Here is a 16259-nt window from a genome sequence, read left to right on the forward strand (position 1 = left end):
CCGAATTACTCGACAGTGACCGACTTCGCGAGATTGCGCGGTTGGTCGACATCCAGGCCCTTCGCGGTCGCGAGGGCCATCGCGAAGATGTGCAGCGGCACGACGGCCAGGAGCGGCTCGAAGAGGGGCTCCGCGAGCGGGATGCGCAGCACCTCGTCGGCGAAGGGCAGCACCGCGACGTCCCCCTCCTCGGCGATCGCGATCACGCGGGCACCGCGCGCGCGGATCTCCTGGATGCTCGAGACGACCTTCTTGTGCATGTCGGCCGACGCCCGCGGCGAGGGCACGATGACGAAGACGGGCTGCCCGGGCTCGATGAGGGCGATGGGGCCGTGCTTGAGCTCGCCGGCGGCGAAGCCCTCGGCGTGGATGTACGCGAGCTCCTTCAGCTTGAGCGCGCCCTCGAGGGCGATCGGGTAGCCCACGTGGCGACCGAGGAACAGCACCGATCGGGTGTCGGCCATCCAGTGGGCGAGCTGCTCGATCCGCTCCTGCTCGCGCTCGAGGATGCGGGCGATCTTTCCGGGGATCGCCTCGAGCTCGAGCACCTGCATCGACTCCTCGGTGCCGCTGCGGGCCCATCCGCGCACCCGCGCGATGTGCAGGCCCAGCAGATACAGCGCCGTGATCTGCGCGACGAAGGCCTTGGTGGAGGCGACTGCGACCTCGGGGCCGGCGTGCGTGTAGACGATGGCGTCGGACTCGCGCGGGATCGTCGCGCCCTGCGTGTTGCAGATCGACAGCGTCTTCGCGCCGCGCTCGCGCGCGTACTTGACGGCCATGAGCGTGTCCATCGTCTCGCCGGACTGGCTGATGGAGACGACGAGCGTGCCGGGGTCGAGCACGGGATCGCGGTAGCGGAACTCGTGCGCCAGCTCGACGTCGACGGGGATGCGCGTCCACTGCTCCAGCGCGTACTTGCCCACGAGCCCCGCGTAGGCGGCCGTGCCGCAGGCGATCACGATGATTCGGGAGACGTTCGTGAAGAGCTCGTCCATCCCGTCCAGCTCGGGGATGACCACGTGGCCGTCGCGCACGCGCCCCCGCAGGGTGTTCGCCACGGCGTCGGGCTCCTCCGAGACCTCCTTGGCCATGAACGACGACCAGCCGCCCTTGTCGGCCGCCGAGGCATCCCACGTCACCTCGAAGGGCTCGACGTCGACGGCCTCGCCGAAGAAGTCGGTGACGGTCACGCCGTCGGGCGTGATCGCGACGATCTGGTCCTGCCCGATCGCGAGGGCCCGGCGCGTGTGCTCCACGAAGGCGGCGACGTCCGAGCCGAGGAAGTTCTCCCCCTCCCCCAGGCCGATCACGAGCGGGGAGTTGCGGCGTGCGCCGACGACCAGCCCGGGGTGATCGCGGTGCATGGCGAGCAGCGTGAAGGCGCCCTCGAGCCGGCCGGCGACGGTGCGGAAGGCCGCCACGAGGTCGCCGCCGTTCGCGCGGTACTCGTGACCGAGCAGCACCGCCGCCACCTCGGTGTCGGTCTCGCTGCGGAACGTGTACCCCACCGCGACGAGCTCCGCCTTCAGCTCCCCGAAGTTCTCGATGATGCCGTTGTGGATGACGGCGAGCCTGTCGTCGTCGGCCAGGTGCGGGTGCGCGTTGCCGTCGGTGGGCCCGCCGTGCGTCGCCCAGCGCGTATGCCCGATGCCGGTCGTGCCGTCGGCGAGCGGGGCGTTCTCGAGGTCGCTCCGCAGCACGCTGAGCTTGCCGGCCCGCTTGCGCATCCCCAGGTCGCCGTTGTCGTCGATGACGGCGATGCCGGCGGAGTCGTAGCCGCGGTACTCCAGGCGCGCGAGGCCCGAGAGAAGGATGCCCTGGCTCTGCCTGGGGCCGACATATCCGACGATTCCGCACATGCGATCGAGTCTAGGCGGCGGATGCTGGGCGTCTCGTCCGCGCCGCCGGGGGGCTCGCCGACGGCGCGTCAGAGCTTGCGCAGCAGCACGCGCTCGACGCCGTGCCGCTCGCCCTTCTGCAGGACGAGCGTCGCACGGTGGCGCGTCGGGAGCACGTTCTCGATGAGGTTCGGCATGTTCGTCTCGGTCCAGTAGCCCATCGCCGTGCGCACGGCGGCCTCGTCGTCGAGATGGGCGAACCTGTTGAAGAACGACGACGGGTTGGCGAACGCCCCCGCCTTCAGCGCGAGGAACCGCTCGACGAACCACTGCGCGATGTGCTCGGCGTCGGCATCCACGTAGATCGAGAAGTCGAACAGGTCGGACACGGCCACCTCGTGGGGCGACGGCGGCGGCTGCAGCACGTTGAGCCCCTCCACGATCACGACATCGGGTCGGCGGACGACGACACTGGCATCGGGGACGATGTCGTAGCGCATGTGCGAGTAGAAGGGAGCCCGCACCTCGGGCGCGCCCGCCTTGACCTCCGACAGGAACCTCACCAGGGCCCGTCGGTCGTACGACTCCGGGAAGCCCTTGCGATCCATCAGGCCGCGCCGCTCGAGCTCCGCGTTGGGGAAGAGAAACCCGTCGGTCGTGACGAGCTCGACCCGCGGCGTTCCCGGCCACCGGCTCATGAGCTCGCGCAGGAGCCGCGCGATCGTGGACTTGCCGACCGCCACCGATCCCGCCACGCCCACCACGAAGGGGGTCGTCGTGTCGGGCTCGCGCAGGAAGCGCGCGGTGTCGGCGCCCAGTCGCTTCGTCGCGGTGGCGTAGAGGCTCAGCAGCCGCGACAGGGGCAGATACACCTCGCGCACCTCGGTCAGGTCGAGGCGGTCGCCGAGTCCTCGCAGCTGCACGACCTCCGCCTCGCTGAGGGGCTGGTCGAGCCCCGAGGCCAGGCGCGCCCACTCCGACCGGTCGATCTGACGGTACGGGCTCGTCGCGTCGTCGCGAGGGGCGGATGCCGCGGCGAGCGCCCGCGCGCCTGCCGCGCCCGGGCGATTCGGCTCCGCGAACGCGGTCACGGCGGTCTCGTCGGTGGGCACGGGGCCATGCTAGTGGCGGCACGCGCACCGCCCGGCTCATCGGCCGGGCGACACGACCGAGCCGGATACCCTTGCGGAGTGCGCTTGGGAGTCCTCGACATCGGCTCGAACACCGTCCACCTGCTCGTCGCCGATGCGAGGCCCGGGGGGCGGCCGCTGGCGACCACGAGCCAGCGCACCGTGCTGCGCCTCATGCGATACCTCACGCCGGAGGGCGCCATCAGCGCGGAGGGCGTCTCGGCGCTCGTGAGAGCCGTCATCGAGAGCAGACGCGTCGCGGCAGAAGAAGGCGTCGACGAGCTGCTCGCGACGGCGACGTCGGCCGTTCGCGAGGCTGCCAACGGCGCCGACGTCATCGCCCGCATCGAGGACGCCCTCGGGCAGCCCCTGCAGGTGCTCGGGGGCGAGACGGAGGCCCGGTTCACGTTCCTCGCGGTGCGTCGCTGGTTCGGCTGGTCGGCCGGGCAGATCCTGCTGTTCGACATCGGCGGCGGCTCGCTCGAGATCGCCTCGGGCGCCGACGAGCTCCCGGATGCCGCGGCATCCGTGCCCCTCGGTGCGGGCCGCATGACGATCGAGTACCTGCCGCAGGACCCGCCCTCGGCGGATCAGATCGACACCCTGCGGCGGCACGCCGCCCGCACGCTCGCGCCGGTGACGGAGCGCTTCTCGTCCGAGCCCCGGCCCGACCACGTCGTCGGCTCGTCGAAGGCGATCCGCTCGCTCGCGAAGCTGGCGGGGTACCCGGTTCCGGGGTGGTCGGGCATCGAGCGGATGGTGCTGCCCCGCCGCGAGCTGAAGGCCTGGATCCCGCGCCTGGCCCGCATCCCCGCTGAGGCGCGCCAGGAGCTGCCGGGCATCACCCCCGACCGCACCTTCCAGATCGTGGCCGGCGCGGTGGTGCTGCACCAGACCATGAAGGCGATGGACGTCGAAGAGCTCGAGGTGAGCCCGTGGGCGCTTCGCGAGGGAGTGCTGCTGCGCTATATCGAGTCCCTCACGTGGGGGTAGGACGCCCCCTGCCCGTCGTCGCTACAGGGCGAGGCGCTCCCGCACGACGGCGGCCAGCGCGTGCGCGTGACGGCGGGCGTCATCCTCGGATGCCGCCTCGACCATGACCCGCACGAGGGGCTCCGTGCCGGAGGGGCGCAGCAGCACCCGACCGGTGTCGCCGAGCTCGGCGGTCGCGGCGGCCACGGCATCCGCGACGCCCTCGTCGGCGCTCGCGCGGGAGCGGTCGACGTCCTTCACGTTCACGAGCACCTGCGGGTACACCGTCATGATCTGCGCGAGCTCGGCAAGAGACCGCTGCTGCCGCGCCATCTCCGCGACCAGGTGGAGCCCCGTCAGGAGCCCGTCGCCCGTCGTGGCGTGGTCGCTCATGATGACGTGACCCGACTGCTCGCCGCCGAGCGAGAACCGGCCGGCGTTCATGCGCTCGAGCACATAGCGGTCCCCGACCGCGGTCTGCTCGACGCGGATGCCGCGCTCGGTCATCGCCCGGTGCAGGCCGAGGTTGCTCATGACCGTCGCCACGAGGGTGTCGCCCGCCAGCAGCCCGCGGCCGTGCATCGACGCGGCGAGGATCGCCATGATCTGGTCGCCGTCGACGACCTTGCCCGCGGCATCCACCGCGAGGCAGCGGTCCGCGTCGCCGTCGTGCGCGATGCCCACGTCGGCGCCGTGGGCGATGACGGCGCGCGCCAGGGCGTCGAGATGCGTCGAGCCGACGCCGTCGTTGATGTTCAGTCCGTCGGGGTCGGCGCCGACGACGATGACGCTCGCGCCCGCGTCGCGGAAGGTCTCGGGCGAGACGCCGGATGCCGCGCCGTGCGCGCAGTCGAGGACCACCGTGATGCCGTCCAGGCGCACGTCCAGCGACGCGAGCAGATGCACGACGTAGCGGTCCTCGGCGTCGGAGAACCGGGTGATGCGGCCGACATCGGCGCCGGTGGGCTGGAGCTTGGGCCCCGTCATCGCCGCCTCGATACGCTGCTCGACCTCGTCGGGGAGCTTGACACCGCCCCGGGCGAAGATCTTGATGCCGTTGTCGGGGGCGGGGTTGTGGGATGCCGAGACCATGACGCCGAAGTCGGCGTCGCGATCGGCGATGAGAAAGGCGAGCGCGGGGGTGGGGAGCACGCCCGCCTCGAGCACGTCCACCCCGGAGGAGGCCAGGCCCGCCGCGACGGCGGCCGTGAGGAACTCCCCGGAGATGCGCGGGTCGCGCGCGACGACCGCCGTGGGGCGCTTACCCGAGGCGCGACGCGCCTCGGCGGTACGGCCCTGGCCCAGGACGACGGCGGTCGCCTGGGCCAGGGTGAGTGCGAGATCGGCGGTGAGGGGGCCGTTGGCCAGCCCCCGCACGCCGTCCGTGCCGAAGAGCGGCATGGGGACGGGCCGCCCGATCAGCGCTTGGAGTACTGCGGGGCCTTGCGGGCCTTCTTGAGACCGGCCTTCTTGCGCTCCTTCACGCGCGCGTCGCGCGAGAGGAAGCCGGCCTTCTTGAGCGTCGGGCGGTTGTGCTCCGCGTCGATCTCGTTGAGGGCGCGGGCGATGCCCAGGCGCAGCGCGCCGGCCTGACCCGAGGGGCCACCGCCCGAGATGCGCGCGATGACGTCGTACGCGCCGGCGAGGCTCAGGACCGTGAAGGGGTCGTTGATCAGCTGCTGGTGCAGCTTGTTCGGGAAGTAGTCCTCGAGCGTGCGCCCGTTGACCGTGATGGTGCCCGAACCGGGAACGAGGCGCACGCGGGCGATGGCCTGCTTGCGGCGGCCCACGGCGGCGCCGGGCACCGAGAGCACGGGGCGCTCGGAGACGGCGGCAACGGCCTCGGCCGGCGTTTCGGTCGAGTAGTTCTGGGGGAGGTCGGTGTTTTCGGAGATCTTCGCCACGAGTGTGTCCTTAGTCTGGGCGGCGCTTACTGGGCGACCTGGTCGAAGGTGTAGGTCTGGGGCTGCTGCGCGGCGTGCGGGTGCTCGGCACCGGCGTACACCTTCAGCTTCGACAGCTGCTGGCGGCCCAGGCTGTTCTTGGGGAGCATGCCGCGCACCGCCTTCTCGACGGCGCGGACCGGGTTCTTCTCGAGGAGCTCGGCGTAGGAGACCGCCTTGAGACCGCCCGGGTAGCCCGAGTGACGGTAGGCCATCTTCTGCTGGAGCTTCTGGCCCGTCAGCGCGACCTTGCCGGCGTTGACGATGACGACGAAGTCGCCGGAGTCGATGTGGTTGGCGAAGGTCGCCTTGTGCTTGCCGCGAAGAAGGGCGGCGGCGTGGCTGGCGAGGCGACCGAGCACGACATCGGTCGCGTCGATGACGATCCAGTCACGCTGGACCTGCCCGGCCTTGGGGGTGAAAGTGCGCGTCACAGTAGTGCTGCTTTCTTGAATCGAACGGAGGAGTTCGTGAATCCCGCTCCGGGGTGCTTCTCGGACGACTGCCCGTGAAGACGCCAGTGGAGGGCTCACGTTCGCGGTACCGGCCAGCAGGGGCCCAGGCACCAAAGATCCAGACTAGTCGTTGCGGCGGGGTTTCGCCAACCGGCCGCCTGGCCGCCGCGCGCGGGAGACCGCCGACCCGCATAACATCTACGCGTGAGACCGCGACGCTTCGTGCGCCTTTCCCCCCGTGCCCGCTCCCGGCGTCGGCTGTGGTGGGTGATCGGCGGCGTCGTGGCGTTCGCCGTCGCGATCGTCGGCGTCGTCGCGACCGTCAAGGTCTCGCACGAGCTCGCCGCATCGCCACCCGCGGTGGGGACGCGCATCGCCGTTCCCGTCGATTCGAAGGCGGCCCGCGCCGCGGCATCCACGTCCGACCCGGAGGAGAAGGCCGCCGCGCAATTCCTCGCCGCCCAGCCCACCGCATACTGGCTCACGCCGGAGGAGACGCCGCCCGGCTCCGCGGGGCAGCGCGTGCAGGACCTGATCGAGTCCAGCCGCGAGCAGGACGCCGCGCTCGTCCTCGTCGTCTACGGACTCCCGGAGCGCGACTGCGGCAACTTCTCCGCGGGTGGGCTCTCACCCGAGGCGTACACGGAATGGATCGAGGAGATCGCGGGGCCGCTGCACGCGGCGGGCGATGTGCGCAAGATCGTCATCGTCGAGCCGGACTCCCTCGCCCTGGCGCCCGAGTGCGGCAATCTCGATCAGCGGCTTCCGGAACTGCGGATGGTCGTCGACCGCCTGGCGTCGACCAACACCTGGCTGTATCTCGACGGCGGACACTCCAACTGGCTTCCCGCGTCCGAGATGGCGGAACTGATCTCCGCGGTGGGCGCGCAGGACGCGGTGCGCGGATTCGCCACCAACGTCTCGAACTTCCAGGCGGATGCCGACGAGTTCGCGTACGCGCGCGAGCTCTCGTCGCTGCTGGGCGGCGCTCACGCCGTCATCGACAGTTCGCGCAACGGGGCGGGGCCCACCGGCGAGTGGTGCAACCCGGCGGGGCGCCTCGTCGGCGAGGCGCCGGGGACCTTCGGGGACGAGGTCGTCGACACCAATCTGTGGATCAAGCCGCCCGGCGAGAGCGACGGCGAGTGCAACGGCGGGCCGCGCGCGGGACAGTGGTGGCCGGATGCCGCGAAGGAGCTGACCCGCGAGGCACGCTGACAGATCGTCGGTCGCCTTCCAACGAGGAGCCGGAACCGCGCGCTACCACTGTGACGGATGTGGCAGAATGACGCTCGACCCAGACCGGGCCGGCTTCCCCAGGGCCGCGCTCGTCCACTTCCCGGGGCCGCGGGGGGGCAGCCATGCCGGAGACTTCACAGCGCGAGACCGCCGTCATCGTCGAGGACGATCCGGATGTCCGTCACCTGCTCGTCGAGGTTCTCGAAGCGGCCGGGTTCTCGACGGTGTCCGTCGGCAACGGCATCGACGGCATCCGGGCGGTGCAGTCCTACCAGCCCCTGATCACGACGCTCGACGTGAACATGCCCGGCATCGACGGGATCGAGGCCGCGCGCCGCATCCGCGCCTCCAGCGACACCTACATCATCATGATCTCGGGACTCGAGGACGAGGCCGACGTGCTGATGGGCCTCGGGGCGGGGGCCGACGACTACATCACCAAGCCGTTCCGTCCACGGGAGTTCCGTGCGCGCATCGACGCGATGCTGCGTCGCCCGAGGGCGACGATCACCTCCGCGCCCCCTCCCCGGCAGCAGGAGCGGTCGGGTCCGTCCTTCCCCGGGGCGCGCCCCGTCGCCCACGGGTGGGTGCCGGCGCCCGGCCACGGCGAGCAGCACCCGCCGGCCGCCTACCCCGTCGCGTACCCCGCCTACGGCGCCGCTCCGGTGACCTTCGCGCCCGCCATCGACGCGCCGGCGGCGCCCGAATCGTCGCAGTCCGCCGCTCCCGCGCCTTCGACGGCGACGCCCGGCGCGGAGGTCGGACCCGTCGCCCCGACGGCGACCGAGACGCCGGCGATCTGGATGACCCACCGCGGTCTCCAACTCAACCCCGAGTCGCGCATCGTGCTCCTCGACGGGGCCGAGGTGGAACTGACGCGCACGGAGTTCGAGCTTCTTGCGACCCTGCTCGAATCGCGCCGCCGCGTGCGGAGCAAGGCCGACCTCACGCTCGTGCTGCGCGGCGAGTCCTACGTCACGTCCTATTACGTCGGCGAGGCCGACAAGCGGGCCGTCGAGGCGCACATGACGAATCTGCGCCGCAAGCTCGGAGACAACCCCACAAGCCCCCGCTTCGTCGAGACGGTACGCGGCGTCGGATACCGGCTGACGGCCGAGTCCGAGGCGCCCGCCGTCTGAGCGACGCGACGACGCACGCGCACCGACCACGGCGAAGGGCCGGATGCCGTGGCATCCGGCCCTTGATGACGACTCCGGCGGTTCCCCCCAAGCCCCGATCGCGAAGCTTCCCCCTCCGCGCGATCGACGGCCCCGACGAGCGTCGTCATCCCGTATGGCCGCTGAGCGGCCGGACGATCCCCCTTCGCCCGGCCGCCTTCGGCCGCGTGCGCGTCATACCCGGTATCCGTACTGACGTCGCACGAGCTTGAAGAACATGAAGAGCGTCTGCACGACCGTCACGATCGCCAGCACCGGCCAACCGACCGCGAGGATCGCCGACTGCACCTCGGTGCCGAGCAGAGACCAGATCACGCCGATCGCGATGACGACTCCGATGCCGACGAACAGCGGGGCCCAGTGCGCGAAGCCGCCGCCCTTCTCGGCCTTGGCCTGAGCCGCCCAGTTGTCCACCTTCTTGCGGGACAGGAAGCTCGTCCACGCGCGGAGGAAGTGGCTGATGCGCACCCACATGTAGAGCTCCGCGGGGATGCCGGTGGCGGCGAACAGGATGTCGCGCTTCGTCTTGTCCTGCATCGTCATCGCGACGCGCACGTTCAGCAGCACGGCGATGACGGGCGGGATGAGCCACAGCGGCGAGAAGACGAACGCCCCGATCGAGAGCGACCCGACGAGCAGGAAGATGAACGCGACACGCACGACGATGTTCGTGAGCATCGAGAAGTTCTCGAACCAGCGCAGACGCAGGTTGGGGTGGAAGGGCTGCCCTTTCGTGTCGCCGCGCTGACCGGGCCACATGAGCTCGATGGCGCCGTAGGTCCACTTGACCTGCTGCGCATCGAGCGCGCGGAGAGTCGTCATGCCGCCCACGTCGGCGTGCGCGAACGGGCTGATCTTCGTGAGGTAGCCGGCGCTCTTGATCTGCAGCGACAGCAGCGAGTCCTCCACCTCGGAGTCGCGCACCCAGGGCGTGTTCTGGTGGTTCTCGCGCATCACATCGCGCAGGGCCTTCGTCGCGAAGATCGAGAACTGGCCACCCAGCACGGCCATGTTCCGCCCCCGCAGGAGGTTCTGCATGTTGAACGCCGCGAACTGCGTGCGCTGGCCGGCGATGAGGAACTGCGCGACCAGGCCCTTGATGGGGGCGTCGTCGATCGAGTAGATCGCCGAGATGCCGCCGATGCGGGAGTCCGCGAGGATCTCGCTCTCCAGGTATTCCACCGCCCTGTTGTCGGCGGTGGTGTCGCCGTCCACGCCGAGCAGGTAGTCGTAGCCCTCGACCAGCGAATAGCCGTAGTTGAGCGCACCGACCTTCTTGTCGGGGTTCTTGCCGATGTCGTGGATGAAGACCTCGGTGAACTGGTCGCCGAGCTCCGTCGTGATCTCGTGCGGACCGGCGAACTTCGACGCCTCGCGGACAGTTCCGTCGGAGGTGTTGTTGACGACGACGTGGATGACGTCCGGCACCCGCGTCTGACGGAGCAGCGACTCGAGGACGGCCGCGATCGACTCCTCCTCGTTGTAGGCGGGGATCACGCAGCCGATGGTGGAACGCGAGGTGGAGGTCGCCTCGAGCACCTCGGCGAAGTCGTCGGGGAAGTGCTGCGCGGGAACGGGCGCGGGCTCGGGTTCGATGGGAGCCACGACGCGGCGGCCGGCGCGCTCCATGGTGCCGGTGCCGGAGCGGGGGCGCGCGGGAGCGGCGCCGGGGCGGCTGACCCCCGGATACTGACCCTGTGCGGTGTGTGCCTCGTGCACGGTTCCCCCTTGCTGAGCGGGCCGAGCGGCCCGGAATGGCGGACGGACGACCCGGTTCGGGCTCCGGATCGTCCGCCTCGGGAAAGTGTGGCGAACGCACCGCAAGTTCGCGCCTCGCTCCCCGCATGGTTGGCGCAAGATTTGCGCAAGGAATGCTGAAGTCAGGTCCGACCAGGGGAAAACAGAGAGGGGCGGATGCCTCGGCATCCGCCCCTCTCTGCATCGCTCACTCCTCGGCGAAGATCGCCACCGGCACCGACTGGTACACGGTCTGCTGCGAGAAGCTCGCATCGTCGTTCGCCGCGCCCTCCACCCATACCGTCAGGGCGAAGTTGAGCGTGATCCCGATCGTGTCGGCTGGCAGCTGCTGGATGGGTGTCTCGGGGACGAGCAGGCCGCCCTGGAAGGTGTTCAGGAGAAGACCTCGATCGGAGCGCAGCGTGTCGGAGGGCACGAGGGTGCGGGGGTCTGCCATGAACTGGAACGGGGACGTCGACGAACCCGATTCCTGCGCCGTGGCCGACGTGATCGAGACCTGCGAGAGGTACACGCGACGCTTGTCGGTGAGGACGGCTCGCTCGCTCACGCGGTTGTCGACGGCATTGACCGCGAAGCCGAAGACCTTCTCGTCGTTCGGCGACCACTCCATGGTGCGCCGGGGATCGACGGCCCAGACATCCAGATCGATCTCCAGCTCGTCGCCGACGGAGCTGGAGAGGCTGACCGAGCCCTCGTAGCTGAACTCGGAGTCGAACGGGATCTCGGGCGTGGGCGACGAGGTCGGAGTCGCCACGGTCGCGGGCTCGTCGCCCGCGATCATCTCCCGCACCTGCGCACACCCCGAGGCGGCGAGGGCGGCGGCGAGGATCGCGGCGATCAGGGCGGCGCGCCGTGCGGGGCGCGGGAAGACGGACGAGACCATGGGGACGAGGTCCTCTCGGGGTGCCGTGGGAGGCGAATGGGGAGGGCTGCGCGTGACGCGGTGTCGAGAACCGCTATCACATCTCGCGCCGGTGAGCGCGATCGTACCTCATCCTCCCATAGGCTTTGCTCGTGACCGTCGCGCCCGCAGACGCCCGCGACGACCCCCCTCCCGCCGGAGGTCCGGCCCCCGCATCCCGCCCCGAGGACCGAACGAGGACGATCATCAGCCCTTCCGCCGCGCAGCCGCCGACAGGAGAGATCGGCGTCCCCTCCTCCCGCACGCGCTCCGCGTGGCAGCTGCAGCTCATCCTCGGCCTCGGGATGCTGATCGTCGTCTTCGCCGTCCTGACGCTGCAACCGGAGATCCTCGCCACATGGACCTTCACCCTCGGGCTTGCGATCCTCATCCTGACGACCGCGGCGACGCTCACGATCCCCTGGCAGCGCCTACCTGCGGCGGCGCTCCTCTCCGTCCCGCTGATCGACATCGTCGCCATCGCCCTCCTCGCCGCGGGTAACGACAGCGCCATCCGGACGCTGTGGGCCATCCCGATCATGTGGATCGCGTCGTTCTTCCGAGCCGCGGCGACCGTCGCCGCGCTCGCACTCGTGGGCATCGCCCTGTTCGCCACGGCCCCCGGCGGGAACCCCTTCGAGGTCGGACTCCTGCGGTTCCTGACGATCATGGTGGGCTTCACCCTCGTCGCCGTCGTCGCCGCGAACGCCGGGCAGCAGACGCGCGCCTTCAAGCGCCTCCTGCGCCGTCAGGCGTCGCGGCTGACGGACACCCTCGCGCGCGTGCTCGCCCACGAGCAGCAGCTCTCGCTCGTCCTCAACTCGGTCGACGTGGGAATCGCCCGGCTCTCCCCGGCCGGCGACGTCACCTTCGCCAACGACTCCTATCGTGCGCTGTTCGAGCTGGACAAGACGGCCCCCGGCGCCCCCCACGCCGCAGTCCAGTATTCGGAGTTCCGTGGCTCGAGCATCCCCGCCGGTGCAGCCCCCCTGGCGAGGGCGGCCGCGGGCGAGGAGTTCCACGACCTGCGCACGTGGCTGTTCGACTCGCGTGGGGAGTGGCATGCGCTGTCCACGGATGCGAGGCGCCTGCGGGGCACACCCGACGAGGGAGACGGCGCGATCGTGATCGTGAAGGACATCACGACGATGCTGCAGGCCGAGCGCGCCCGCGACACGATCGCCAGCACCGTCTCGCACGAGCTCCGCAATCCCCTCACCGCCGTTCTCGGCTACGCCGACATGGCGCTCGACGACACCGACCTCCGCCCCGCCCCCCGCCGGCAGTTCGAGATGATCCAGGGCGCCGCCGAGCGCATGCAGCACCTGATCAACGACCTGCTGCGCGGCGCATCGGATGCCGCGGCGCTGCAGCCGGGACCGGCCGGGCACGAGACGTGCGACTTCGCGCGCGTCTGCCGCGAGTCGGTCACGTCCTTCGCGCCGTGGGCGGCCGAACGCGGCGTGAGCGTGACCGTGACGGGTCCGCACCCCCTCCCGGTGATCGGCGACGAGTTCCAGCTCCGGCAGGTCGTCGACAACCTCCTCAGCAACGCCATCAAGTACAGCCACCGCAACGGTCGCGTGACGCTCTCCCTGCGGGTCGTGGAATCCGCCGCCGAACGCAGGATCGTGCTCGTGATCGCCGACGACGGGATCGGCATCGCGCCGGCCGACGTCGAGCGCATCTTCGATCCGTACTTCCGGGCGCAGGAGGCGAGCGACGGCGACGAGACGGGCACGGGCCTCGGCCTCTCGATCGTGCGCGACATCGTGCGCGAGCACGGGGGCGACATCACCGTGCGATCGGAACCGGGCATCGGCACGGAGATGACGGTGCGCCTGCTGCCCGGCGACGACGCCGGAGAAGGAGCCCCGGGGGGCGCCGACGCCGCGGAGCACCGCTCATGATCCCGTACGACGCGATCACCTTCGGCACCGCTCAGATGAGCGTCGTCACCGTGTGCGCGATCCTCGTGATCGGCCTCGGCTTCACGACGCGACCCTCCCGCGCCTACCTGCTCTGGGCCTTCGCGTTCCTCCTGGCCCTGCTGTCCTCGTACGCGAGCATCGCCGCGGAGCTGGACGAGCACAACGAGCCTCTCCGGGTCTTCGCGCTCGGCCTGCTGCTGGGAGTCCCCCCTCTCCTGTGGTCGGGACTGCGCGCCCAGCGGGATGTACGCGCCTACGGCTGGGTGGGGCCGCTCGCCGCCGTGGTCTTCGGCACGCTGCTCGCCGCCGCGTCCTCGGGAGAGCTCTACCCGATCGCCTTCCGCAGCGCGTTCCTGTGCTCCGGGGTCTTCGCGGCGCTCTGCGCGTGGGAGCTGCGGCTCGGGCGGCGGCGACGCTCCCGGTTCGCACTGCCGATGCTCATCGCCTCCGTCGCCTACGCCGGGGTCGCGCTGATCGGGTTCTCGGCCGGCATCGTGGTGATCGTGTCCGGCATTACCGACGATCTAACGGCCACCCGCGCGCTGAACAACCTCGGCGTGATGGTCTACTCCATCTGCGTCACCGTGACGATCCTCACCCTTAGCAACGATCGGCGCGGGGCGGGGTCGATCTCGAGCGACCCGCGATCCGTGCCGACCTTCTCCGCCGTGGCGTCCGACCGGCTCGAGCGCGCGCGTGCTCGGCGGGAGAGGTCCTGGAGCGTCGTGAGCCTGCGGTTCGACGATGTCGACGACATCCGAGACGCCGCCGGCGAAGCGGGGTTCCGCAGCATCCAGGCGCGTCTGTCGAATGGCTTCCTCGACCGTATCGGCGCCGACGCCGACCTCGCGCGAGGCGGAGACGGGGTGCTGGTCGCCCTCATCCCGGCCGCTCCCGCGTCCGTACGCCGCACTCTGCACGCGCTCCTCGACGACATCGCGGACACACGAGAGGATCTCCCCCTCAGCGTCCGCCTCACCGCGAGCGCCGGGCTCGTGGGTGTGGAGAGCGCGGGCTACGACCTGGAGGGCCTCGAGCGCGCCGCGCACGAGGCCCGGTGCAGCGCCTTCCAAGCCGGCGGCAACCGCGTCGCCGTCGCCGAGGCCGCCGTAGATCGCTGACGGGGTCGACCCTGCCCCCCGGCGCGGGTCGACCCCGCCCGACCCCCGTAGACGGTCAGCGCACGACCGCCGTAACCGTCGGGAGCCGGGCCAACACCTCCTCGCTGACGGATCCGAGCAGGAATCGCGCGAAGGCGCCGCGGCCGTGGCTGCCGAGCACGACGAGCTCCGCGGACCTCCCCCGCGCGGCGATCACGCTCGCGGGAAACCCGCTCTCGACTACACGCCGAACCCGCAGGTCGGGGTAATCGCTCGCGAGGCCGGCGAGGGCGACCGCCTGCATCTCCTCCGTGGCGGTCTGCATGTTCGCGAGGTAGTCCTCCGGGTACGTCGAGAACTCCAGCGGCACCGCGACCGGGGACCACACGCTGACCGCGATGAGCTCCGTACCGCGACGGTCCGCCTCCGCGGCGGCGAAGGCCAGGGCGGCCTCGGACACCTCGGACCCGTCGATGCCCACCACGACGCCGCTACGCTCCCCCGGCTCGAGCTCGGGCACGACGACGACAGGGCAGTGGGCCGCAGCGACGATGCGGATGCCGCGGCGACCGCGAAACGGTCCGCCGACGCCGCGGTAGTCGCTGCCGATGACGAGCAGTGCGGCATCCGAGGACGCCGCGATGAGGATCTCGACGGGATTGCCGCGCTCGAGGCGCGTCGTCACGGCGACGCCGTGCTCGCGCACGCGCGCCGCTTCGCGCCACAGCAGCTCCTCGGCGTGCTCAAGCGCCGTGTCGACGACGGCCCCCTCCCCGATCACCCCGATCGCCCCGCCGACGACGGCGACCAGTTCGATCGTCGCACCGCGTTTCCGGGCCCATCCGGAGGCCCATTCCACGGCCCGATGGGATGCCGCGGCATCCTTGACCCCGACGACGAGCTTCGCGTCCATGGCGACTCCTTTGTTCTCTTGGGACGGTACCCCGCGAGAGCGCGCCCGTGAAGGGGGAGAGCCGGAGAAAACGCCGCCTACGCGAGCAGCGTCCCCACCGTCGCCAACGCCACCCAGGAGGCGTTGAAGATCGCGTGGGTCAGGACCGCGCCCCAGATGCGCCCCGTGAGAACGACGAGCAGGCCGCACGTGAGGCCGACGAGCGTGTAGGCCGCCGCATCATCCCACGCCAGCGCACCCGAGAGCGTGTGCGCGACGACGAAGAGCCCGGTCGTCGTGATCACGGCGACGAATCCCGCGACCGCCCCGCCGAGGGCCCGGCGCGCGACGGAGTAGATCGCGATCAGAAGCACAGCGCGGAAGAAGAACTCCTCGAGCACGGGCGAGATGACGACGGGGGCGAGAAGATCGCCGAACCACCACGACGCGGGGAGAGCGCCGTCGATCGTCGGGTAGGCGGGGAACGGGGTGACCCCACCCGCCGCCGCCTGATCCAGCCACCCCTGGCACACGCGCAACGACACCCCGAGGACGACGCCGTAGAGGATATCGACCCCGCGCAGCCTCAGCAGGCCGCGCGGACGCGACCGTCGCAGCGCGAGGACGATCGGCGCGAGCATGCCCGCCCAGACGGCGACCGCGGCGAGCGTGCGGCCTGCAGGAGTAGGCGCGGCCGCGTGGATCGCCGCCGAGGCGAGCGTGCCGATCGCGAAGGAGATCATCGCCCAGCCCAGCAGGTCGTAGCCCCACCGCTGCACGCTCGAGCCGCCCTCGAACCAGAGCCGTCGGCGGGACCGTGCCCGCCCACGTGACGCGCCCTTCTCGTCCGGTGCGGCGACCTCGCAGGCAGCTGTGTCACTCGAGGTCACAGGTGCATCACTAGACTCGGGGGCCACGA

General features: G+C 70.9%; 14 protein-coding genes. 5 read left to right on the top strand and 9 right to left on the bottom strand.

The window, feature by feature from the left end:
- Positions 1–5: 5 nt before the first annotated feature.
- Positions 6–1862, bottom strand: a complete 1857-nt coding sequence (gene glmS, locus RYJ27_RS10880; RefSeq protein ID WP_330170324.1) for a glutamine--fructose-6-phosphate transaminase (isomerizing) — start codon at positions 1860–1862, stop codon at positions 6–8.
- Between the two features lie 68 nt (positions 1863–1930).
- The gene (gene coaA, locus RYJ27_RS10885) at positions 1931–2953 is read right to left on the bottom strand and encodes a type I pantothenate kinase (RefSeq protein ID WP_330170325.1); all 1023 of its coding nucleotides are present in this window, start codon (positions 2951–2953) and stop codon (positions 1931–1933) included.
- 78 nt (positions 2954–3031) lie between these two features.
- Between coaA and RYJ27_RS10890 the strand changes: the two genes are divergently transcribed.
- Entirely contained in the window at positions 3032–3964 is a 933-nt protein-coding gene (locus RYJ27_RS10890; protein WP_330170326.1) for a Ppx/GppA phosphatase family protein, read from the top strand.
- 21 nt (positions 3965–3985) lie between these two features.
- Here RYJ27_RS10890 and glmM read toward each other — a convergent pair whose 3' ends face one another.
- Genes glmM through rplM form a run of 3 tightly spaced genes read right to left on the bottom strand, consistent with a single transcriptional unit; the run spans position 3986 to position 6320 of the window.
- A complete protein-coding gene (gene glmM, locus RYJ27_RS10895; RefSeq protein ID WP_330170327.1) occupies positions 3986–5344 on the bottom strand; it encodes a phosphoglucosamine mutase in 1359 nt (452 codons plus the stop codon).
- A 17-nt stretch (positions 5345–5361) separates the two neighbouring features.
- Complete coding sequence (gene rpsI / locus RYJ27_RS10900; RefSeq protein ID WP_422732895.1) at positions 5362–5838, bottom strand: 30S ribosomal protein S9; 477 nt, start codon at positions 5836–5838, stop codon at positions 5362–5364.
- A 35-nt stretch (positions 5839–5873) separates the two neighbouring features.
- Positions 5874–6320, bottom strand: a complete 447-nt coding sequence (rplM, locus tag RYJ27_RS10905; protein ID WP_330170329.1) for a 50S ribosomal protein L13 — start codon at positions 6318–6320, stop codon at positions 5874–5876.
- Between the two features lie 225 nt (positions 6321–6545).
- On the opposite strand from rplM, the gene RYJ27_RS10910 reads away from it, so the two are divergent.
- Together RYJ27_RS10910 and RYJ27_RS10915 are read left to right on the top strand one after the other, a co-directional pair.
- Entirely contained in the window at positions 6546–7559 is a 1014-nt protein-coding gene (locus RYJ27_RS10910) for a glycoside hydrolase family 6 protein (RefSeq protein ID WP_330170330.1), read from the top strand.
- A 143-nt stretch (positions 7560–7702) separates the two neighbouring features.
- Complete coding sequence (locus tag RYJ27_RS10915; RefSeq protein ID WP_330170331.1) at positions 7703–8719, top strand: response regulator transcription factor; 1017 nt, start codon at positions 7703–7705, stop codon at positions 8717–8719.
- A gap of 213 nt (positions 8720–8932) precedes the next feature.
- On the opposite strand, the gene RYJ27_RS10920 is transcribed toward RYJ27_RS10915, so the two are convergent.
- Together RYJ27_RS10920 and RYJ27_RS10925 are read right to left on the bottom strand one after the other, a co-directional pair.
- The gene (locus RYJ27_RS10920; RefSeq protein WP_422732837.1) at positions 8933–10477 is read right to left on the bottom strand and encodes a glycosyltransferase family 2 protein; all 1545 of its coding nucleotides are present in this window, start codon (positions 10475–10477) and stop codon (positions 8933–8935) included.
- A gap of 226 nt (positions 10478–10703) precedes the next feature.
- Positions 10704–11399: a fructose 1,6-bisphosphatase gene (locus tag RYJ27_RS10925; RefSeq protein WP_330170332.1), complete on the bottom strand. Its 696-nt coding sequence runs from the start codon at positions 11397–11399 to the stop codon at positions 10704–10706.
- 131 nt (positions 11400–11530) lie between these two features.
- Between RYJ27_RS10925 and RYJ27_RS10930 the strand changes: the two genes are divergently transcribed.
- Positions 11531–13327 (top strand): sensor histidine kinase, encoded by a 1797-nt coding sequence (locus tag RYJ27_RS10930; RefSeq protein WP_330170333.1) that lies wholly within the window; start codon positions 11531–11533, stop codon positions 13325–13327.
- Complete coding sequence (locus tag RYJ27_RS10935) at positions 13324–14469, top strand: nucleotidyl cyclase domain-containing protein (RefSeq protein WP_330170334.1); 1146 nt, start codon at positions 13324–13326, stop codon at positions 14467–14469. Before RYJ27_RS10930 ends, RYJ27_RS10935 begins: the two co-directional genes overlap by 4 nt.
- Before the next feature lie 55 nt (positions 14470–14524).
- Here the strand turns inward: RYJ27_RS10935 and RYJ27_RS10940 are convergent, their stop codons facing one another.
- Together RYJ27_RS10940 and RYJ27_RS10945 are read right to left on the bottom strand one after the other, a co-directional pair.
- Entirely contained in the window at positions 14525–15361 is an 837-nt protein-coding gene (locus tag RYJ27_RS10940) for a universal stress protein (protein WP_330170335.1), read from the bottom strand.
- 77 nt (positions 15362–15438) lie between these two features.
- On the bottom strand, positions 15439–16230 hold the full coding sequence (locus tag RYJ27_RS10945) for a CPBP family intramembrane glutamic endopeptidase (protein WP_330170336.1): 792 nt from the start codon (positions 16228–16230) through the stop codon (positions 15439–15441).
- Positions 16231–16259 lie beyond the last annotated feature (29 nt).

The organism is Microbacterium limosum (assembly GCF_036324365.1).
GTDB lineage: Bacteria > Actinomycetota > Actinomycetes > Actinomycetales > Microbacteriaceae > Microbacterium > Microbacterium limosum.

Excerpts from the sequence above, each read along its gene's own strand:
- glmS (WP_330170324.1), bottom strand. The coding sequence starts at position 1,862 with ATGTGCGGAATCGTCGGATATGTCGGCCCCAGGCAGAGCCAGGGCATC.
- glmM (WP_330170327.1), bottom strand. The coding sequence starts at position 5,344 with ATGCCGCTCTTCGGCACGGACGGCGTGCGGGGGCTGGCCAACGGCCCC.
- RYJ27_RS10915 (WP_330170331.1), top strand. The coding sequence starts at position 7,703 with ATGCCGGAGACTTCACAGCGCGAGACCGCCGTCATCGTCGAGGACGAT.
- RYJ27_RS10925 (WP_330170332.1), bottom strand. The coding sequence starts at position 11,399 with ATGGTCTCGTCCGTCTTCCCGCGCCCCGCACGGCGCGCCGCCCTGATC.
- RYJ27_RS10935 (WP_330170334.1), top strand. The coding sequence starts at position 13,324 with ATGATCCCGTACGACGCGATCACCTTCGGCACCGCTCAGATGAGCGTC.
- RYJ27_RS10940 (WP_330170335.1), bottom strand. The coding sequence starts at position 15,361 with ATGGACGCGAAGCTCGTCGTCGGGGTCAAGGATGCCGCGGCATCCCAT.